The 18560-nt window shown below is 42.8% G+C and carries 9 protein-coding genes; all 9 read left to right on the top strand.

Annotated elements, in window-relative coordinates; all coding sequences use genetic code 11:
* Positions 1-57: 57 nt before the first annotated feature.
* The 9 genes from KEM09_RS11835 to KEM09_RS11875 all read left to right on the top strand — a co-directional run bounded on the left by KEM09_RS11835 (position 58) and on the right by KEM09_RS11875 (position 18550).
* Entirely contained in the window at positions 58-7812 is a 7755-nt protein-coding gene (locus KEM09_RS11835; protein ID WP_212228556.1) for a S8 family serine peptidase, read from the top strand.
* Positions 7813-7958: 146 nt separating this feature from the next.
* A complete protein-coding gene (locus KEM09_RS11840; RefSeq protein WP_212228558.1) occupies positions 7959-11075 on the top strand; it encodes a SusC/RagA family TonB-linked outer membrane protein in 3117 nt (1038 codons plus the stop codon).
* Between the two features lie 9 nt (positions 11076-11084).
* Positions 11085-12614 carry a RagB/SusD family nutrient uptake outer membrane protein gene (locus tag KEM09_RS11845; RefSeq protein ID WP_212228561.1) on the top strand — a complete coding sequence of 510 codons (1530 nt, stop codon included), beginning with the start codon at positions 11085-11087 and terminating at the stop codon, positions 12612-12614.
* A gap of 18 nt (positions 12615-12632) precedes the next feature.
* Entirely contained in the window at positions 12633-13499 is an 867-nt protein-coding gene (locus tag KEM09_RS11850) for a hypothetical protein (RefSeq protein WP_212228562.1), read from the top strand.
* Positions 13496-13936 carry a DUF4625 domain-containing protein gene (locus KEM09_RS11855; RefSeq protein WP_212228563.1) on the top strand — a complete coding sequence of 147 codons (441 nt, stop codon included), beginning with the start codon at positions 13496-13498 and terminating at the stop codon, positions 13934-13936. The genes KEM09_RS11850 and KEM09_RS11855 overlap by 4 nt, the downstream gene beginning before the upstream one ends.
* Before the next feature lie 207 nt (positions 13937-14143).
* Entirely contained in the window at positions 14144-14746 is a 603-nt protein-coding gene (locus tag KEM09_RS11860; RefSeq protein ID WP_212228564.1) for a MarC family protein, read from the top strand.
* 1 nt (position 14747) lies between these two features.
* Complete coding sequence (locus KEM09_RS11865) at positions 14748-15878, top strand: M14 family metallopeptidase (RefSeq protein WP_212228565.1); 1131 nt, start codon at positions 14748-14750, stop codon at positions 15876-15878.
* Between the two features lie 248 nt (positions 15879-16126).
* Positions 16127-17095 carry a TRM11 family SAM-dependent methyltransferase gene (locus KEM09_RS11870; RefSeq protein ID WP_212228566.1) on the top strand — a complete coding sequence of 323 codons (969 nt, stop codon included), beginning with the start codon at positions 16127-16129 and terminating at the stop codon, positions 17093-17095.
* Positions 17096-17275: 180 nt separating this feature from the next.
* The gene (locus KEM09_RS11875; RefSeq protein ID WP_212228567.1) at positions 17276-18550 is read left to right on the top strand and encodes a DEAD/DEAH box helicase; all 1275 of its coding nucleotides are present in this window, start codon (positions 17276-17278) and stop codon (positions 18548-18550) included.
* Positions 18551-18560 lie beyond the last annotated feature (10 nt).

Genomic DNA, 18560 nt, shown 5'->3' on the forward strand with positions numbered 1-18560 from the left:
AAAATTATTTGGGAATCGAATCAACACTTAATCACGTTTATTCAAAATTATGCAAAAATGAGCAAAAATCTAAAGTACTATTTAGTAGGACTTGTCTTTTTATTCACTGCTTTAGTTGCAAATGCACAGCAGTTATTTAAAGAGGGGCATCTCCAAGGAACTTTTCGGGTGAAAGTCAAGCCCGAGGTTGAGCTGGTCATGTTGAAATCAGCTTCCACGTCAGGCGATACACCAAAAGTGGGTATTGTTGAAATGGATAATGCGCTAACACACTATCGGGCAACCAAAATGCGTCGTGTGTTTCCTTACAGTGAACAGCGCGATGCCAAACATCGTAAACATGGTTTGCACTTGTGGTATGAAATCGATTACTCTTCAGAAGCGGAATTAAATGAGGTTGTTAACTCATTTGCCAGCCTGGCTGTTATCGAGAGGGCGGAGAAGATTCGAGAGAAGAGTTTGCATACCTACAAGTTTGTTCCATATAAGGGAGGCAGTAGTAATTCACAACTCAAAAGCGCTACGAATGATTTTATGTTTGATGATCCATATCTGGAGCAGAACTATCATTATGCGCCAACAGGTGTTTTAGAGCGTTTTGATCTGGCCCACATCAATTTATTTGAGGCCTGGAAAAAAAGTACAGGAGATCGCTCGGTGGTTGTTTCTGTTCATGATCAGGGTATTGATTTGAGACACCCTGATTTAGAGGCTAATATTTGGAGAAACGAATCAGAGATTAATGGAACCGATGGAAGGGACAGTGACTTTAATGGTTATGTTGATGATAAATATGGTTATAACTTTGCATCCAATTCGGGATATATCAGTGGTGGTAACCATGGTACCCACGTAGCCGGAACCATTGGTGCAGTCAATAACAATGGTATTGGTACAGCTGGTATTGCCGGAGGTTCGGGTAATGATGACGGGGTGCGCTTGATGAGCTGCCAGATTTTTGATGGTAGCAATCAGGGTGGAATTGCCAACTCATTTGTGTATGCAGCCGATAATGGGGCAGTCATTTCTCAGAATAGCTGGGGGTATCCAAAACCAGGTGTTCGGGAGGAAGCTGTTGAAGCAGGTATACGCTATTTTATCGAGGAAGCCGGTCGCTTTGATGGCAGTCCATTAAAAGGCGGTATTGTCATTTTTGCTTCAGGAAATGCTGATATGGATGATGAGCTTTATCCCGGCTATATGTCTGAGGTGTTAACAGTAGCTGCCATTCACTATAAAGAAGAGAAAGCAGGCTACTCCAATTATGGTAACTGGATCAATATATCTGCTCCTGGTGGAGATATGGATAACGATGAGTTACTAACACCAGAAGAGGAAGAATACCCAATGCATCATGGAATTTTTAGTACCGTTGTTGATTCTTACGGATGGCTCGAAGGTACGAGTATGGCTACGCCTCATGTTTCAGGGGTAGCGGCATTGGTGGTTTCGCACATGAAAAATAAAGGACTGACCAATAAAGAGCTATTTTCGATTCTGGAAGGGTCGGTAGATAATATCTATGGGGAATTTCCAGAAGACCATAAGCATTATAATAAATTAGGAACAGGTTTGATTAATGCACTTTATGCACTTGATGATAAAACAAATAGTGGCCCGGCAACTATTACCAATTTAGCTATTAATGAGGCTAGTCAGGATTTATTTATTCTTGAGTTTTCAGTGCCTGCTACAGGCTATGGGCGTGCTCCGCAATCATATGAGATCTATTATTCCGAGCAGCCATTCTCTGAGAGTGATTTAGGGATGGTTTCGAGAAAAACAATTGCAGCTAAACAAGATGTGGTAGATGAGCTAACCACATATGAATTAGATAACCTGCAGCCATTAACACACTATTACGTGGGCTTGGTGTCGGTTGATAAGTGGGGAAACAAATCCTTATTGTCAAATTTAGTTGATGGACAAACAACCGCCGGACCGGAGGCTGTATTAGAGGTGGATTATACATATCCTGATCAGCATATGGTTGAACATATGATAGACGCAAATGTGTCAGCAAAGGCATCAGGACAATTTAAATTATATAACAAGGGTGAAGGTATCCTTAACTGGCTGACTAATATAGATTTCACAACAGATAAGGAGTGGAGTGAACCATTACCAGGTTTAAAGGGAGCAACTGTTTTCAGCTCAGGCACTACACCTTCTGTATATGCATCATCGCCATACCAGACAGTTGTTGAATATAATCAAGTGCCCGACACGGCTTTATTCAAGGGCTACTTAAACGCATCATCCTATTACTATATTGGAGAAGCATCGGAGGAAGATCCTAGTTCTTCTGCAACACGCTACCGTGTACAAACCGGAACCAATAGCGAACCAGGTAACGGCTTTAACCTCACGCATATTGCAGCCCGTTTAAACGTTGACTTAGGTGCTGATGAGGTGATTCTGCTTGAGATTTTTGAGGGGCGCGATATTCAATCGGCCAAGTTGCGTCATCGTCAAGCCCTAGAAGAAAATATATCAAGTCATACTTATAAGCATGCATTAAATACACAATTATTTTTTGAAGAGGGTAGTTATTTTTGGGTAATTATCCACCCGCCTACCGGGCATAAATACCCACTAGCGATTGCATTTGAGGAAGATAAAGGCTGGGGGCGCAACAATTGCTACTACAGTTCGAATTTTGGACAATCGTGGAATTCACTCGCTGATGTCTATATGGATGGTTTTGCTTATATGGTTGAAGCTATTAGCTACCTGTCACCTGGCAACACCTTTGTAGCATTACAGCAAGATGAAGGACGCATATCTGCTCAAGGTCAGGAAACGGTTATGTATGATATCGATGCCAGTAACATCATTAATGGTACCTATCATTTTAATGTGAATACTGTCACCAATGATCTTAACAATGAGTTATTGAGCTATCGTATGACGACAGTTATAGATGGCCATGAACCGGTGATTAGTGGTACAACACTTATTGATTTCGGAAGAGTAGTGATTGGGAAAGAGAAGCATATGGAAGCCTATATCACTAATGCCGGGCTTGGCAATTTTGTTTTAAACCGCAGCGAGCGAGGTGCCAATACTAAGGAGATATTGTTTAATGGGAGTACGGGCTCATATTCGTCCCCAAAAACAATTGAGGCCCTGTCTTCTGCCTTTTTTAAGATCGGATACAAGCCAACTACACCTGGTGTGTTTGATAACTACATCCGCTTCTACAACAGTAATGGTACTGAAGAGTATACTATTAAAGTAACAGGCTATGCTGTTAATCCGCCTGTTGGTACTTTGTTGCCAGAATCTGAGGCTTTTGATAATGTAACAATTGGCGATGAGTTGAACGGAACATTCACTATTCAGAATGATGGTGATTACCCATTACACTACTACATGCCTAAGTTTGCCGATAAACCAGGCGATTTTGAAGACGTAGATGCCAATGTGAGTTTATTTGGGTATTTCAGCGAAGAGAAGCAATATTCTCAGGATTGGGATGAAATATCAACTACCGGAACTATTGCCTCGGGCTTAACGAATGATAATGGAGATGTAAAGAGGGTGCATGAGGTGGAATTAAGCTTTGGTTTTCCATTCTTCGGTAAGGTTGAACGCAAAGTATATATATCACCATATGGACTATTGGCATTCACCAAGGATGGTTCGTTTAACCAGTTTCCAATGGCGCCTCTTAACGAATACAGTCCTACCCGTGCATTTTGTGCAATTGGGGAGCCGTTTATGTTTGATCCTAATATCAACAGTACCATCTATTATCAGGATTTTGGCGATCGTTTTGTTGTTCAGTTTCAGGATATGCCAATGGGAAGCCTGAATGAGCAGGATTTAACAATTAATCAGCATAAGCTGACTTTCCAGTTGGTACTGTATAAAAACGGTAACATGGAAGTGCGTTACCATGATTTAGATGGTTTTATGAGAACTGATTGGTGGTCAGTTTGGGCCCACGATAATGCCCAGGATGATGCTATTATCGGCAACTATTTTCAGGGAAGGCAAACAACTATACAGCAGGGAACGGTCATTAGATTTATCAACCCGGGCTTAGGATTGTTTAAATCAGTGACTAATCCGGCTGGAGTCCTGTTAAAAGGCGAATCCGTGGCTATTGACTACACTTTATCAACCGACATTCTCAATGTAGATGATTACACAGAATACTTACCTGTTCTAACAAACGAGCCTGGAAAACCATTTTTTAATTTCAGAGCGGATATTAACGTAACAGGTGGAGGCGAAGCCGACCTGAATACAGATGCTACTTCTTTCGAATTTGGAGAAAACTATCACCTTGCCAACATTAGTCAGAATCTGTTAATCAGAAATGATGGGCGTGCCCCGGGTATAATAACTGACATTGTTATCACAGGTGCTAACGCAGATAAGTTTGAGTTGCTCACCGAACGTATATTCCCTTACGAGTTGAAGGCCGAAATGATTGAAACCTTCGTCATTAAAGCTGTTTCTGATGTTGTAGGGGAGTATGATGCAGAGCTGCAGCTTACTTTTGATGATGCAGAAGTTATAACGATACCTGTGCATAGCGCTATTATTAATGCACCGCTTATCTCAACTGATAAAGCAAGTGTTGATGTTAATGTGATGTCGGGTGAGAAGGCATCTGCTTCATTGACTATTACTAACACAGGTTTAAATGTTCTGGAATATGGTATCAAAGGCTCTGCATTGGTTCATTTGGATGAGCCTGCTCTAAAATCGGGTGTGGCCATTAAAGATTATCAATACCAGGCTTTTCATCAGAAAAATAACCCTAATGTGCACTATGAGTGGATTGATATTTCAACAACTGGTACTAAGTTGAAATCAATGGAATTAGCTACTCAAAAAGACTTTTGGAATACTGTAGAATTGCCTTGGACATTTAACTATTACGGAACGGACTATAATACCATGTATGTTGGGTATTGTGGTGTGATATCATTTACAGAATATGAAGAGGCTTATACCAGGGGAGGTATCAGGGTACCATCTGAGGAAGGTCCCAATAACCTGGTTGCTCCGATGTTTGGTTTTGTATACAATGACTTGTACAACGATAAAAATGCCGGGGTTTATTACCAGGCTTTTGAAGATGAGTTTGTGGTGCAATATCAAGGATTTACTGATGGTTTTGGTATGTCAACAGGCCCAATATCGTGGCAGGTTATCTTCCGCCACGATGGTTCATTTAAGTTTCAATATAACTTCAATGGTGAACTGTTTTCAATGGCACCGGGTGTATCAGCTATTGGTATTGAAAATGCTACAGGCACAGAAGGTATTACTATAGCTTATAACTCAACATACATCAATGATGATACAGCAATTGAGTTTTATCCGTTTGAGAAGAAGGTGCTGAATCCGGGTGAAAGTGCTACGCATAACTTTATTGCCGATGCGACTAATATTTATGCAGGTGAATATACCGAAACAGTGACCATTATTAACAACACAGTGGCCGATGGTCTTTACGAGGTGCCGTTTAACCTGTTTGTTGATGGAACTATTGATTTAGATATTCCGGCAACAGTTGATATGGGCGAGATATTTATTGTAGACTACGAAGAAATCAATAGTCCACATAGTCCTGATGATGAAAGTTGGGTGCTGGATTTTGAATTGAATAACCATGGAACCAAAGCTTTTAGAATTGGAAAGATTTTTGCCAATAGCCTGGGTTATCAGGATGATTTGAGAGTAAGCCTTAATGCCTTGGTATCAGGGCGAATGGGCTTTGATTATGCCTACACAGATGTACAATCTCTTCCGCATATTTATTGGGGGCCAACAGGGCAGGAAGAAATGCCATTGCTAATTCCGGCTAAAGGAAAACTGGAGGGCTGGGTTTATTTGAACAATTCGCCAACAATGGTTAAGGAGCTTTCAGGAGAGATGGTGCTGATTGATTTTGAGGCTGTGAAAGACCTGACGATTGCTGAGAAAGATGCTTTACTGGAATCAGATATAGCTGAAGAGTATAAAATCAGAGTTGCCTTTACTGCCAAACAGGTTGAAGCACCTGCCATGAAGCTGGACAAAGAGGCTATATCGGCTTATGCACTCGATGATACATTTATTGGTAACGAAACGCTTAATATTAGTAATATTGATGGTAAGTACGACTTACGATTCTCATTGGATATCAACTATGAGTACATCTACATGTCGTTATCCGATACCTATGCGACTGATAATGTAATAACTTATTCTGATAATGCATCAGATTATTCGGCTCAATTAGAAACTGCCGGTAAACTAAAATCTAAAAGCATAAAGACTACAAACGAGAGCAGGGTATTAACGCAGTTGCTTGATGATGAGGTATTACATACGTTTGGCTGGGGGGCACCCGATGCCGAAGTGCATACCGTTACCCGATTGGTGGCACCAGAAGATGGCTTCTGCTTTAGTCAGCTGGAGCATTACTATACCTATCGTAATACTTTGGAAAGTTACTATACTGTTCAGGTGTTTGCCGGTGATGACGATTTCCTGAAAACAGGTTTGATTTACAGCCAAAGGGTTAACTATAGTTACGACAAGCCATTGTACAACAATCAAACAGTTAAAGAGCTGGTTGATTTGGAGAGGCCGGTAATGATCCATGGGGGTGAAACATTCTATATCCGTATCATATATGCTGAAGAGATGATTTCACCGGCAGCACTTGGGCGTATTGCACCCGAAGATGAAGACGGTAACCTCTTTGGTTCTAAAGGAGTGGTGTATAGAGAGGTATCACAACTTGGCGTGCCAGAAATTGGCTGGATGATAAAAGCCATAGAGACTGAGAAAATTAGTCCTGAATGGTTAGTGCCATCGCTATGGGAAGGAACTGTTGCACCGGGTGAGTCGATGAACCTTAATTTCGAAATGTTTGGTTCAAGAGTGTTCAATACCACCAACAAAGCCAAGGTTTACATTCAATCAAATGATCCGAAAAACAAGCAGGCTCGTGTTGCGGCTGAGCTCATCAAGAACAATGGACCAACTTATGGCATCGACCAGAATTTTGTCATTGAACTGGACGAGAATGAAACCTTTGACTTCATCTTGTATGCATCTCACTTAGGTGGTTTGGAGTACACGTTGCGCCTGGCTGAGGATTATCCGTTTGTAAGCGGCGAATTTGATGGACAGAATATGAAGCTGCATTTTGCACCTGACTACAACAGTGCCGGATTATACCGTGTGGTGGTTGAAGGAGAAGACTCTAAAGGATTAGTTAATAATTACACTTTCATCGTACGCATTAACAATGTTAACAGGGCACCAGTTGAAATCCAGGACTTGTACTTCAGATACGAGGTGGATAAGCACCTGCAATACACTATTGACTTAACAGAGTACATTGCCGACCCTGATGGTGAGGCCGTAACGTATACTGTTACCAAGGATAATGATAAAATTGAGATGTATCATAGTGGTAATGGGTTAATCATTAAGCCGTTGGAGTTAGGTGTCACCACCCTTACCATTATTGCAGAAGATCCACACGGTGCACGTTTGGTATCTGAGGCAACCATTGACTTGGTGGTGCGTGTGGGTATAGATGATGTGGAAGATGCACAGATAACGATTTATCCAAATCCAGTACATGATGTACTCACTATTAGCTCAAACATGGTACTGTCCGATGATCTTAACTACAGGATTCTTTCAGTGACCGGTGAGTCAGTTAAAAATGGCGTTATCCGTGCAGGTAGTCTGAATACCAACATTGAAGTGTCCTCATTAAGGAAAGGGCTTTATATGCTGGAGCTATCTTCAGACGAACTGTCAGTTACAAAAAAGTTTACAAAACTATAGCGACCTAAAATATGCATCCCGCAAGGGGTGCATATTTATAATCTGTGGTTGAATGAATTGGCCATACAACTTTGCTGATATTGATTGAGGCAAAGGTTAAGTTTCAATGGGAGTTTCATTTGGCCTTAGACGATAAATATAAACAGATGAAAAAGATATTAATATTATTTTGGGTATTCACCACCTTCTGCATAGCTGTTGGCTTTGCGCAGGACCGAACCATTACCGGTAATGTGTTTGAGCAAGGGACTGACTTTGGCATGCCGGGGGTAACGGTAGTTGTGCCCGGCACAACCACAGGAACGGTTACCGATATGAATGGGGCATTTACATTAACCATCGGGGCCGGTGTAAACAGTATTCAGGTGAGTTTTATCGGAATGCAAACACAAGTCATCACGCTTGATCAATCCAAACACTACACCATCTACCTTGAGAATGAGATGATTGGATTGGATGAGGTGATTGCGGTGGCATACGGTACCACCAAGAAAAGCTCATTTACCGGTGCGGCCAGTACGGTTAAAGGCGAAAGCCTGACTAAAATGCAATCGGCCAACCTGGCCAAGTCACTGGAAGGAAGCCTGGCGGGTGTGCAAATCACTCAAAGTTCCGGGCAGCCAGGAGCAGGCGGGCAGATTATTGTGCGAGGCTTAGGTTCTATTTCAGCATCAAAAGAACCTCTGATTATTTTGGATGGGGTGCCTTTCGAAGGCTCATTAAATCAAATTCCAGCACAAGATATTGATAACCTGTCTGTACTGAAAGATGCAGCAGCCAACTCAATGTACGGAGCTCGTGGAGCTAATGGTGTTATTCTTATCACCACCAAAAAAGGTAAAGCAGGTGATTTCAGGATTAATTTTGACTCGCGCTATGGCGTTAATTCGCGCGGGGTACCTAATTACGATATCGTTACCAATCCGGCTGAGTATTATGAGTTAAGCTGGGAAGGTTTACGAAACAGTTACCTGGGGCATCTGGGGTATGCACAGGCAGGTATTGCTGCTTCCAATGATTTAATCACCAATAGTTTAAAGTATAATGTCTATCGCGGTGTGGCTGATAACGAATTGATTGATCCTTTTACGGGGCGCATTAATCCGGCAGCTACCGACAAAAAATGGGGCAATGAATGGGAAACAGAACCATTTAACTCTGGTATACGTGAAGAGTATAACCTGAGCTTTAGCGGTGGTACCGAGCGCTCGACTTATTACGCATCATTTGGCTACTTGTCTGATAAAGGCATTGTTGACGGGTCGGAGTTTGATCGCTTAAATGCACGCTTGCAGGTGGACCAGCGTTTTAATAAGTGGCTTAAATTATCGGGTAATGTGGCTTATACAGGAACCATTCAGAACTCGGTTTCGGCCAGTGGAGCCAGCCAGAGCAACCTGTTTATGTTCACACAGTCGGTAGCTCCTATCTATCCGGTGTATAGGTACGATTTAAGCACTGGCGAAAAACTGCTGGATCACAATGGTAATCCTGTTTATGATTATGGCGAACAAACCGGGCGTCCGTTTGGAACCATGGCTAACCCGGTGGCTACAACTAAAGCGAATATCAATGATAATAAGGCCGATAACTTTAATTTGCGTGGTTCGGTTGACTTTAACATCATTGAGGGTTTAACCTTAACCGTTAACGGGGCCTATGACTTGTATTTTAATACGATGTCAACCTTTCTAACGCCCATTGGAGGTGATGCAGCAGCAGCTGGCGGTTTGGGTTATAAAACATCACAGCGTTATACGGCTACCAACTTTAACCAGTTGTTGAACTATAGCAAGTCGTTTGGAGCTCACACCATCAAGGCCTTGCTGGGGCACGAAACCAAGACCAATAAAAACAATAACCTGTCGGGTAACATGGCTAACTTTTTCGATCCATCGAATCCTGAGTTTGCCAATGCTTCATCATACCGAAGCCTCACATCGGGTTATAGCGAGTATGCATTGGAAGGATACCTGAGTCGTGTGGAGTATGATCTGTCTGATAAATACTATCTGTCGGCCAGCTTCCGTCGCGATGGGTCATCTGTTTTTCACCCGGATAGTCGCTGGGGTAACTTTTGGTCGGCCGGAGCATCGTGGCGTATCTCAGAGGAGGATTTTATGAAAGGTATTTCCTTTGTTAATAATCTGAAGCTGAGAGCCAGTTATGGTACCCAGGGTAACGATAACATTGGTACTTGGTATGGTTACGATGATCAGTATGTTGTAAGAGATGTAGGTGGCCAGGCTGCTGTTGTATTTAGTGCACGTGGTAATCCTGATTTGACCTGGGAGAAAAGTAACAACTTTAACGTGGGTATCGAGTCATACCTGTTCGACCGCGTTAATCTGTCATTCGACTTCTTTATGAAGGACACCAAAGATTTGCTGTTTCAGTACCAGTTGCCACTTTCCGAAGGCCTGCCAAGTTACCAGTGGCGTAATCACTTGGATATGCGCAATACCGGTGTTGAACTGGATATGAATGTGTATGTGCTGAAAAAGCAGGACATGAGTCTGAGTGTTAATATGAATGCACTTCATTATAAAAATGAGCTGTTGAAGCTGCCAAGTTCGAAAGATCAGGATGGCTATGCTGAAGGTGTGTTCTGGCGCGAGTTGGGTGGTTCTATCTACGATTTCTATGACTTCCAGTATGCCGGGGTAGACGCGGAGACTGGTCGTGCATTGTATTATCGATATGAATACGATCATTATGGTAATGCCACTATCACAACGGTAGACAATATTGAAGAGGCTACGATGCAGAAAACAGGTAAGAGCTCTATCCCTGACTTAACAGGTGGATTAGGTTCGACGTTTACCTACAAAAACTTTGATGCTTCGTTCCAGACAGCTTTTCAGATTGGTGGTACCGTAATGGATAGTAATTACCAGTCGCTGATGGGTAGCCGACCGGGTACTAATTACCATCGGGATATATTGAAGCGATGGACGCCCAATAATACCGATACCGATGTACCGATACTCGAAAACGATTACCAGTCGAATATGACCACCGATCGTTTTTACACCTCGGCATCGTATTTCAGCCTGCGCAACATCACCTTTGGTTACACCTTACCGGTAAATATATTGGAGCGGGCCAATTTCAAGAGTTGCAGGGTGTATCTCACCGGCGATAACCTGTGGTTGAAGTCGGCACGCAAAGGCCTGGATCCGCGTCAAAGTTTGAATGGCGCTGTCGGGTTTAATTATTCGGCATTGCGAACAGTTTCATTTGGTATCTCACTACAATTATAATTAGTAAGCATGAGTTTGAAGAATTTTAAAATAGGGGCCTTCATCCTGATGATGTCATTGGCATCGTGTTCCAATGAGCTGGACACGGACTACACAACAGGACAGGGAGGAGACAACCTAAAGGATCTAATAAGGGAATATCCCAATAAGTTAAAATCACTTGTTGATGGGCTTTACTTGTTTATGGTGAGTTATCAGGGCGATCACGACACTTTTAACTACACCATGACCTTGCATGCTACGGATATGATGGCACAGGATATTTCACAACCTACCAGCCATTATTTCTCGTGGGATTATTTGCACCGCTACCGTTCGGCACCCAATGTGCGCACGGCCTATATCTGGAATACTTTTTACACGGCTATTGCCAATGGTAACCGCTTGTTGGATATCGCCGATGAACTTTCGGAATACATCATTGGCTACGATGAGGACTTTTACAACAGCTGCCTGGCCGAGACCTACGCAGTCAGGGGGATGGCGTACCTGTATCTGATTCAGTTGTACCAGGAAGTAATCACAAAGGAAACTGTTAACCTGCAGGCACCAGGCGTGCCATTGTACTTTTCAACTTTGGATGGTGTTGCTGAGGAAGAGGCAGAAATGCTAAAAGGTCGCAATACTGTGCAACGTGTATTTGAACAGATAGAGCATGATTTGACTTTGGCATTGCAGTTGGCTGCCAATTACGATAGGCAAGGGGAAAAACGCTCCATTGATAGCAATGTCATACATGGTTTGCTGGCGCGCTATTATATGCTGTCGCAGCAGTGGCAAAAGGCGGCTGACCATGCCCGAAGTGCTTATGCCGGGTATGAGCTGATGAATGTTGAACAGTTGAAGAGTGGCTTTATGGATGCAGATAATCCTGAATGGATTTGGGGTTATCGCCATACCATTGAGACGCAGACAATGCTTGTTTCGTGGTTCTCGCATATCTCAAACAACAGTCCGGGCTATGCAGGTATCCTATCGCCACGCTTAATTGATTATGAACTGTACCAGAGTATACCTGATGAAGATGTGCGTAAGCAACTGTTTAATGGCCCTGAAGGTATCTCTCAGGAAGACTATCAGCGCTTTAAAGTGGATATTCAAACAGCTCCCAATATTCAAAACCCATACGCCAGCCTGAAGTTTGGCCGAAAGGATGACTGGACACAGGATTACCCCTATATGCGCGCTGCCGAAATGATACTGATTGAAGCAGAGGCTTATGCACAAATGGGAGACAACTCAGGGGCTACTCAAGCTATTCGTCCTTTGATGGAAAACCGTCAGCCAGGCTGGGATATGGACGAAGTGGATGTTGAGTATGTGTATCATCAGCGCCGTATTGAGCTATGGGGCGAAGGCTTTTCGTATTTCGACCTGAAGCGATTATATAAGGGCATCAATCGGGCATATGACAATTCAAATCACAGTATACCCGGTCAGTTTGAGGTGGCAGCGGGCGCTGATAACTGGGTGTTCCAGATTCCAAGACGCGAGATTCAGGACAACCCGCATATTGATGAGAGCGAACAAAACGATTAACCCTGCAAAATAATTGAAATGAAACAAGGAATAATTAAAATATGTATACTGTCGTTAAGTGCTTTGCTATGGTTTAATTCCTGCGAGGAAACGGTAGATGCAAATAAGTATAACAAGGTATCGAAAGACGAGTTGCCAATTTTAGATATTGAAGTTGATAGCGTCTCATTTGATCGTGCATTTTTACAGGCTGACATCATGCTTAATGGCGATGAAAATATATTAGAAAGTGGTTTTATGATTAGTACTTCTGATACGTTTCCTGTAAATTCTATTAAAATATCAATTGGTGAGCGCAATGATTTATTTACTACGGGTGTAGTTGATGAATTGTTTGAATTAACTACATATTTCTGTAAAGCCTATACGTATTCAAAAAATGGTTATGCATTTAGTGAAGTTAAGACCTTTACAACGCTTGAAGCTCCGAAATTAGAAATCAGTGACATATGCGGAAGTTTTAATCAGATAGATCATAGTATTCGAGATGGAGTAATCAATGGTGAAGAAAATGGCTATTGGGATCAGTTCGGTTACATGACCATCAGTCAGGTTGAAAATTCGGATAATGAAATTGAATTATTTAATTTTTGGGGCTATGGTCGTACAATCACTGGCATTGTGAATATTAACGAAAGAACAATCAAATTTGATCCACAAGAAATTGCTGCTCATAAAGATTATGGATTGATTAAAATGCATAAGTGGTCATACGATGAATCAAATCAAATGCTAATTCACATAGATGACAAGGTGGAAGCCCATATTTTTGATGCAAATAAAATTGTGATTAATATGTGGGGGGCTTTTGCACATCACAACAATGCCTACTTGATTTTTGATGCATGCACAAAAACAGAACTGATTAAAAAAGAAGAGCAATGAAAAGAATACAATATTTATTAAGTCTGGTAATACTTGCTGTATTAATAGGCTGCAGCAAAGACGATGGTGATAAAAAATCACCCCATGTTACAATAATTTCACCTGTTGAAAACCAGGAGTTTGCGCGCGGAGGTATCATGAAGCTGGATGCGGTATTTGAAGATGATGTGGCGCTGAACGAGTGTCGCGTTAACCTCGAATTTGTGGAGGCATTGCCAGTGGCACCGGGGGCTTCTTTAAAAGGAATTGATACGCCCTGGGAACCTGAAGAGATGGTGATTCCCTTGTCGGAAACGGTGCAGGAAGTGAAAGAACTGGTGTTATTTGGAGGTAATATTCCTTATAACATTCAGTCGGGCTATTACCGCTTGAAGTTTGATATTTATGATTTAGCGAAAAACCCGGCCAGGGCAGAGCTCGTAATAATAATAGAATAGTGATAAATGCAAATGAGGTGTTGAAGTTCATTAGTGACTTAAACACCGGATTGGATTGATAAATGAGAGCTTAGGTTGAGGGGCTGTTCATCTGTAAAGGTGAGCAGCCTTTTTTTTGTTATATAACATATCGCTGCCATTGAACCAACAATTCAAAGCTTCGTTGTTAGAGTTATATTTGTGTAACTTTGCTCAAAACCTCATACTATGGACATCAATTATCTACAGATTATTTCAGCCTTTATCGTATTGTTTGCGGTGATTGACATCTTAGGTTCATTACCTATTATTCTCGATCTTCAGAAGAAGAGTGGTCCCATCAAGGCTTTTCAGGCCACATCGGTTGCCTTTACCATCATGATTATTTTCTTATTTGTAGGTGAAGCACTACTGGGGTTGTTTGGGGTCGATATCTCATCCTTTGCCATTGCTGGCTCCTTTGTGCTGCTCATTATGGCTTTTGAAATGATTCTAGGCGTTGAAATATTCAAGCATGATTCGCCATCGGGTGCATCCATTGTCCCCATTGCCTTTCCGCTGATAGCAGGGGCCGGTTCGTTTACCACCTTACTATCGCTGCGGGCCGAGTTTGATACCATCAATATCATCATTGCCTTGCTGTTGAACATTATTGTGGTGTATGGTGTGCTAAAGGGTACCAAGCTGGTGGAACGGGTCATTGGTCAGGGTGGCATCTATGTGCTCAAAAAGTTCTTTGGTATCATCCTGCTGGCGATGGCCATTAAGTTGTTTATGACCAACTTTGGTAATATAGTCCTTGATTTTATAAAGAAGTTAAACGTTTTATAATATGCAAATAACAATCTCCTCAACCTTTGATGCTGGTAATGTAGAAGTCATCAAAGCCGACAACCCTAATGACATCCAATTAAAGATCAGAAAGGATACCGAATCTGATTTCCTGCAATGGTTCTATTTCAGAGTGCAGGGAGCTAAGGACACAGCCTGTAAGCTTAACCTGCTCAATGCCGGTGATGCGGCTTATCCCGAAGGCTGGGACAATTATCAGGCTCGTGCATCATACGACCGTATCACCTGGTTTCAGATTCCCACACAGTACAATGGACAAACCCTAAGCATGGAGCTGACACCTGAGCACGACTCGGTATATATCGCGTATTTTGCACCTTTCTCATATGAGCAGCACCTCGACCTCATTAATGAGGCACAGCAATCGCCTAAATGCACGCTGGAGTGCATTGGTCATACCACGCAGGGGCGTCCCATCGATTTTCTGAAAATTGGTGATGACGATGCCTCGAAGAAGAAACTGTGGGTGATAGCCCGCCAGCATCCCGGCGAATCTATGGCTGAGTGGTTTATGCTGGGACTAATTGAGCGCCTTTTAGACGAAGAGGATGCCACTGCGCTTACGCTGCTTCAAAAAGCTAACTTCTACCTGGTGCCAAACATGAACATTGATGGAAGTATTTTGGGCAACCTGCGGGTTAATGCCAGGGGAATTAACCTGAACCGAGAATGGGCCGAGCCAAGTATCGAGAACAGTCCGGAGGTATACTATGTAAAGGAGAAAATGCGCGAAACAGGTATGGACTTTGTGTTGGATGTGCACGGCGATGAAGGTCTGCCATACAACTTTATTTCTGGTATCGAAGGTATTCCGTCATTCGACGATAAGCTGAAGCAGCTGACCGATAGCTTTATTGATAACTGGATGGCCATTAACCCCGATATGCAGAAGGAATATGGCTACCCGAAGAATGAGCCGGGTAAAGCCAACCTGCAGATTGGTTCTAAAAACCTGGGTGAAGAATTTCACTGTCTGTCACAAACCCTGGAAATGCCATTTAAGCAAAACGCCAATATACCAGATGAAGAGTTAGGGTGGTCGCCCGAACGCTCTATTAAATTGGGTGATTCGCTGGTACCTGTGCTCTTGAGCATTGTTGATGATTTATAGTGTTTAGCTATTGATAATATTTACAAGCGCAGATGATTCACATGAATTATTTGCGTTTGTTTTATTAAGTGGGATTATTGGATGAAATAATTGATTGTTAGGGGGGAGTTCTATCTGAATTAGTAATGTTTCAGATAACTGTTATCGTTTGATTTTGTAAAGTTACCCAGCTAAAATACCTTTGCGCCAGGTACAAGCGCCCAATGCATTAACACAAATAATACAATTCCATATACATTTCTCTTATTATGCGCCAATACAATCACATCTATACCTTTAAGTACGACACGCATAATAGCGGGTTATGTCAGTTGGAAGCCCGGCAACTTTTTGGTGAGGAAGCCCGGCAAAAACTGTTGTTTACAAATGTCTGGATTGACCCGTCCATCAGCCCTTTTGTTAAAAACAGGCTGGATATTATGGCCACGGCCGACGATTATGAGCAGCTGATTGATTGCATCCGTCAGAAAAATATTTGCACTGATGGCTTTAAGGCCGAATACCTGGTGCTTGAAGGTGATGCCACCGGCTATAACGAGCGCCTTAGTAAGCTAAAGGATGTGGGCTATTGCATTGAGGGCGATCCCGATTATGTGACACCCACCATCATCTATTCAATTGCCTACTACCAAGACACCTGGTACTTTGGCGAGCTGGTGAAGCACAATACCGACTGGTTTAAGCACAAGAACAAACCTGTTTCGTTTAGCAGCGCTATCAATATGGATATTGCTAAAACACTGGTGAGCATTGCCTCCCAGGGTGACAAAAACAAACGGCTGTTAGATGCAGGTTGTGGGGTGGGCACCGTCATGCTCGAAGCCTGTATCTCGGGGTTTAACATTGAAGGCTGCGACATCCATTGGAAAGCTTGTGTATCAACACGCAAAAACCTGGCCCATTATAACTATATGGCTAATGTGTACCGCACCGACCTGAAAGATCATAGCACACAGTATGATGCTGCCATTATAGACTTGCCTTACAACTTATTTAGTCATTCCGATGATGATAACTCTTTACACATCATCCGTTCGGCGGCCGAGTTGGCCACACGCTTAATTATTGTATCAACATTGGATATTAAAGCGATTATTAATCAGGCAGGTATCAAGGTGGTTGATGCCTGTCTGGTAGAGAAAAAGGGTAAAAAGTTTGCCCGAAATATATGGGTGTGCGAAAAGGAGACGGTGACGCTTGCAACAGAGCTTGTTTGAGCTCCGATTTGTGCCAGTAAAACCAGCAGCAGCCATAAATATGCCAGCCCGAAAATTAAAATCGGCTGTTAACTGTTAAAGTCGTATCTTTGCAAAATATTACACAACGGCGTAGCGGTTTGATAGCAATGAGCTCGTAAGTCACCACTATTAGTATCGAGTCGTTATTAAACACAAAATATGCAAGTGAAATTTGAAGATTTAAACTTACATCCTGCCATTCTCAAGGCATTAAAGGATGAAAACTATACTCACCCCACCGCCATCCAGGCCGAAGCTATTCCCTTTATTCTTAAGCGTGAAGATGTACTTGGCAGTGCGCAAACCGGTACTGGTAAAACAGCTGCCTTTGCCATTCCTATCATTCAACATGCCATGCAGGATATCGATGGTCAACGTGGAAGAAGAAAGATGTTGGCCCTGATTGTAACACCAACCAGGGAGCTGGCTATTCAAATTGGCGAAAGCTTTAAAACCTATGGTAAGTATACGAAGCTGCGAAGCGCCGTGATTTTTGGCGGTGTGCCACAAGGTCCGCAGGTTCGAACGCTCAGGCAAGGGGTTGATGTGCTGATAGCCACACCGGGGCGTCTGCTCGACCTAAAGGATCAAGGCGTTATTTCTTTCCGCGATATTAAGTATTTTGTGTTGGATGAGGCAGACCGCATGCTGGATATGGGCTTTATTCATGATATTAAAAAGCTGCTGGTGATGCTGCCCCAGGAGCGGCAATCGCTGTTCTTCTCGGCCACTATGCCTCCAAAGATACTTAAGCTGTCGCAGCAGATATTGGTGAAGCCGCAAAAGGTAACGGTGAATCCCGTTTCGTCAACTGCCGAAACCATTCAGCAGCATGTATATACCACTAATAAGGAAAGTAAGAAGAACCTGCTGCTTCACATTCTGAAGGACGAGGACATGGAACAGGTACTGCTGTTTTCGCGCACCAAGCACGGGGCCGATCGCATCGTACGTAACCTGCGTCAGAAAAAGATTACCAGTGCTGCCATACATGGCGAGAAGAGTCAGAACCAACGGCAGAAAGCTCTGAAGCAATTTAAAGCAGGCGAGATACGCGTATTGGTGGCGACCGATATTGCAGCTCGTGGTATTGATATTGATAAGCTGCGCTACGTTATCAACTATGATATTCCCAACGAGTCAGAAACCTATGTGCACCGCATTGGTCGCTGTGGCCGGGCTGGTGAAGAAGGGGTCGCTATCTCATTATGTGAGCCGGAAGAGAATGCCTATATAAGAGCCATTGAGAACCTGATAAAGCAAAAGATTGAGGTGGTGCGTGATCATCCTTTCCCGCAGACCGACAAACCAATGAATGCTGAAGAAAAGAAGGAATTTGAGAAGGAAAAGCAGCGCAGGAAGCAAGAGTATTTTGCCAACCGGAATAAAAAGCGCGGCTCTCAAAACCCTGGTTTTAGAAGGAAAAAGCGATAGAAGTTATTGC

Source organism: Carboxylicivirga mesophila (assembly GCF_018271975.1).
Classification (GTDB): Bacteria; Bacteroidota; Bacteroidia; order Bacteroidales; family Marinilabiliaceae; genus Carboxylicivirga; species Carboxylicivirga mesophila.

Bases quoted from the DNA above. Each gene is read 5' to 3' on its own strand.
- KEM09_RS11835 (WP_212228556.1), top strand. From the start codon at position 58: ATGAGCAAAAATCTAAAGTACTATTTAGTAGGACTTGTCTTTTTATTC.
- KEM09_RS11840 (WP_212228558.1), top strand. From the start codon at position 7,959: ATGAAAAAGATATTAATATTATTTTGGGTATTCACCACCTTCTGCATA.
- KEM09_RS11845 (WP_212228561.1), top strand. From the start codon at position 11,085: ATGAGTTTGAAGAATTTTAAAATAGGGGCCTTCATCCTGATGATGTCA.
- KEM09_RS11850 (WP_212228562.1), top strand. From the start codon at position 12,633: ATGAAACAAGGAATAATTAAAATATGTATACTGTCGTTAAGTGCTTTG.
- KEM09_RS11855 (WP_212228563.1), top strand. From the start codon at position 13,496: ATGAAAAGAATACAATATTTATTAAGTCTGGTAATACTTGCTGTATTA.
- KEM09_RS11860 (WP_212228564.1), top strand. From the start codon at position 14,144: ATGGACATCAATTATCTACAGATTATTTCAGCCTTTATCGTATTGTTT.
- KEM09_RS11865 (WP_212228565.1), top strand. From the start codon at position 14,748: ATGCAAATAACAATCTCCTCAACCTTTGATGCTGGTAATGTAGAAGTC.
- KEM09_RS11870 (WP_212228566.1), top strand. From the start codon at position 16,127: ATGCGCCAATACAATCACATCTATACCTTTAAGTACGACACGCATAAT.
- KEM09_RS11875 (WP_212228567.1), top strand. From the start codon at position 17,276: ATGCAAGTGAAATTTGAAGATTTAAACTTACATCCTGCCATTCTCAAG.